General features: G+C 65.4%; 3 protein-coding genes. 2 read left to right on the top strand and 1 reads right to left on the bottom strand.

All coding sequences use genetic code 11. The annotated features are described in order from the left end of the window. Positions 1 to 248: 248 nt before the first annotated feature. Complete coding sequence (locus ACE3S9_RS16920) at positions 249 to 1,109, top strand: DUF1932 domain-containing protein (protein WP_374547649.1); 861 nt, start codon at positions 249 to 251, stop codon at positions 1,107 to 1,109. 150 nt (positions 1,110 to 1,259) lie between these two features. Continuing rightward, positions 1,260 to 2,474 (top strand): NADP-dependent isocitrate dehydrogenase, encoded by a 1,215-nt coding sequence (locus ACE3S9_RS16915; protein WP_374547648.1) that lies wholly within the window; start codon positions 1,260 to 1,262, stop codon positions 2,472 to 2,474. Between the two features lie 225 nt (positions 2,475 to 2,699). Here the strand turns inward: ACE3S9_RS16915 and ACE3S9_RS16910 are convergent. Beyond that, the coding region (locus tag ACE3S9_RS16910) for an SPFH domain-containing protein (protein WP_374547647.1) at positions 2,700 to 3,450 on the bottom strand (751 nt) is incomplete at its 5' end.

Genomic DNA, 3,450 nt, shown 5'->3' with positions numbered 1-3,450 from the left:
CGGACGAAACCGTCACCCGTTTCGCGCCGCATACCGGCTTCGCCGACCCGACCACGCCGCCGGGAACGCCGCCACGGCAAAGCATCGAATTCCGCACCCTGGCCTTCTTCGACTGAAGGCGCGCGTCATCCCAAGCGCGTCGTCCCGCCCCCCCCGCGGCGGGCGCCCCCGCCCGATGCCTTTACGCCGCCGCCTTGCTATCCTGACGGCTGGCCGGGGCGGCGCGGCCAAATATTGCGGGGAAGCCAATGGCGCAAGACGGATCGACCCCGACGGTCGGGATCATCGCGGCCGGCGCCATGGGCGCGGCGGTTGGCCGGCGGCTGAACGAGAACGGCGCGCGCGTCCTGACTATCACGCAGGGGCGAAGCGCGCGCACGGAGGCGCGGGCGCGCGACGCCGGCATGATCGCCGTCGCGCCGGAGGCGATCGCTGCGGCGGATATCGTCCTTTCCATCGCGCCGCCGTCCGAAGCCACGGGCCTTGCCGCTTCGCTTGCGCCGATCCTGCGCGCCGCGCAGGTCAAGCCAACATTCATCGACTGCAACGCCATCAATCCCGAAACCATGCGGGCGCTCGCGGCGTCCCTGGCGGGGACCGGCTGCGCCATTCTCGACGGCGCCATTATCGGGCCGCCGCCCTCGGACAGCAAAGACCCTTGTTTCTATGTCAGCGGCGACCCCGAGAGCCGCAGCGCGCCGCTCGCCGCACATGGCCTGAGGCTCCGGCGGATCGACGGCCCGATCGGCGCGGCCAAGACGCTGAAAATGGTCTATGCCGGAATCAACAAGGGCTTCGGCGGCCTTGGCGCGGCCATGCTGCTCGCCGCCGCCCGCGCGGGATGCGATGACGCCTTGCGACAGGAGCTTGGCGAATCCCTCCCCACCCTGCTGGCGCGGCTGGAAACCGGCGTGCCGGACATGTACCCCAAGGCCTATCGCTGGGTCGGCGAAATGCACGAAATCGCGGATTTCCTCGGCCCCGAAGACCCGGCCAGCGGCTATTTCAAAGCGGCGGCCGGCGTTTTCGCCCGTCTCGCGGCCGATCACGACGGCCCGCAGGCGCTGGAATCGGCGCTCGACGCCGCGCTCGGCCACGGTCGCGGCTGACGGCCGCCGAAACCGCCCGCCCACAAAGGACGCGGCGCCGAATAACTCGCCAAAAGCCGCACTAGGCGCGCGCGCGGGCCGATGCTATAGGGCGGCCAGTCTGGCGGTCCAGCGCGCCAGAAACGTCACGTCTAGGGAAGGGTTCTGCGCATGAGCAAGATCAAGGTCGCCAATCCGGTCGTCGAAATGGACGGCGACGAAATGACCCGGATCATCTGGCAGTTGATCAAGGACAAGCTGATCCATCCCTATCTCGACATCGACTTGAAATATTACGATCTTTCGGTCGAGCATCGGGACGCCACCAACGACCAGGTAACGATCGATTCCGCCGAAGCCACCAAGAAATATGGCGTGGCGGTCAAATGCGCGACCATTACCCCTGACGAAGCCCGCGTGAAGGAATTCAACCTCAAGGAAATGTGGAAGTCGCCGAACGGCACCATCCGCAACATCCTCGGCGGCGTGATCTTCCGCGAGCCGATCATCTGCAAGAACGTGCCGCGTCTCGTTCCCGGCTGGACCCAGCCCTATGTCATCGGCCGCCACGCCTTCGGCGACCAATATCGCGCCACCGATTTCAAAGTGCCCGGCAAGGGCCGCCTGACCATCAAGTTCGAGGGCGAGGACGGCACGGTCATCGAGAAGGAAGTGTTCAAGTTCCCGGGCGCCGGCGTCGCCATGTCGATGTACAATCTCGACGAGTCGATCCGCGATTTCGCCCGCGCCTCGTTCAACTATGGCCTGAACCGCAAATATCCGGTCTATCTCTCCACCAAGAACACCATCCTCAAGGCTTATGACGGCCGCTTCAAGGATCTGTTCCAGGAGATCTACGACGCGGAATTCGCCGACAAGTTCAAGGTGGCGGGCCTGCATTACGAGCACCGCCTGATCGACGACATGGTCGCCTCCTGCCTGAAATGGTCGGGCGGCTATGTCTGGGCCTGCAAGAACTATGACGGCGACGTCCAGTCCGACACGGCGGCGCAGGGCTTCGGCTCGCTCGGCCTGATGACCTCGGTGCTGATGACGCCGGACGGCCAGACGGTGGAGGCGGAAGCCGCCCACGGCACCGTCACCCGCCACTACCGCGAGCACCAGAAGGGCAAGGACACCTCGACCAATTCGATGGCCTCGATCTTCGCCTGGACCCGCGGCCTCGCCCATCGCGCCAAGCTCGACAACAATGAGGAACTGGCCAAGTTCTCGGCGACGCTGGAAAAGGTCTGCGTCGACACCGTCGAATCCGGCTTCATGACCAAGGATCTGGCGCTGCTGATCGGCCCGGACCAGAAGTGGCTGACCACCACGGGCTTCCTGGACAAGATCGACGAAAACCTCAAGAAGGCCATGTCGGCCTAAGTCGACACAGCGTCACGACGGCATGCACGGCCCCGCGCGATTCCCGCGCGGGGCCGTCGCTTTTCCGCCACCCGCTCCCCCCGTCATTGCGAGCGCAGCGAAGCAATCCACGATTCAACCCGCCGCGACGTCGCATGGATTGCGAGCCACAGCCCGTCGAAAGACGAGCGTCGTCCGACGCCCTACGGCTTGCAATGACAGCCCCGGATGCGCGCCTACGCCGGCTCAGGTCGCCTTCTTCGCGAAGGCCCGCGCGGCTTCGACAAATTCGCTCGGCATCATCACGATGGTCATGGTGTTCTGCTCGGCGCCCACTTCGGTGAGCATCTGCATGCGGCGCAATTCGAGGGCTGCCGGCGAGGTCATCATCTGCTCGGCCGCCTGGCGCAATTTTTCCGCCGCTTCCGTTTCCGCCTCGGCCTTGATGAGCCGCGCGCGCTTCTCGCGCAAAGCCTCCGCCTCCTGCGCCATGGCGCGCTGCATGGTTTGCGGAATTTCCACGCTCTTCATTGCGACGCGCTCGACCTTCACGCCCCACGGCTCGGTAACGGCGTCGATCGCGCCCTGCAGCTCGCCGGAAATCGCCGATTGCTCCTTGAGAATGTCATCCAGCGTGTGACGGCCGATCACGTCGCGCAGGGTGGTGATCGCCACTTGCGTCACTGCATCCTCGACATTGCGCACTTCAAAGACCGAAAGCTCGGCCTTGACGATGCGCCGCCAGATCACGGCGTCGATCTTGATCGGCACATTGTCGCGACTGATCGCCTCCTGCCCCGCCACCGCCGAGGTGACCACCCGCAGATCCACCCGGATCGCGACATCGACCAGGGGAATGATCCAGAACAGCCCCGGTCCGCGCGTCGCGACATAGCGGCCAAACCGCAGCACGACGCCGCGCTCATATTGCCGCGCGATGCGCAGGCCGGCGGACAGCAGCGCCAAACCGCAAAGGAGAATGAAAAACCACGGGACG

The sequence above is a fragment of the Rhodoblastus sp. genome (genome assembly GCF_041915505.1).
Lineage (GTDB): Bacteria > Pseudomonadota > Alphaproteobacteria > Rhizobiales > Beijerinckiaceae > Rhodoblastus.
Note: the sequence above shows the minus strand (reverse complement) of the source record. Positions and strands in the feature narration are given on the sequence as shown.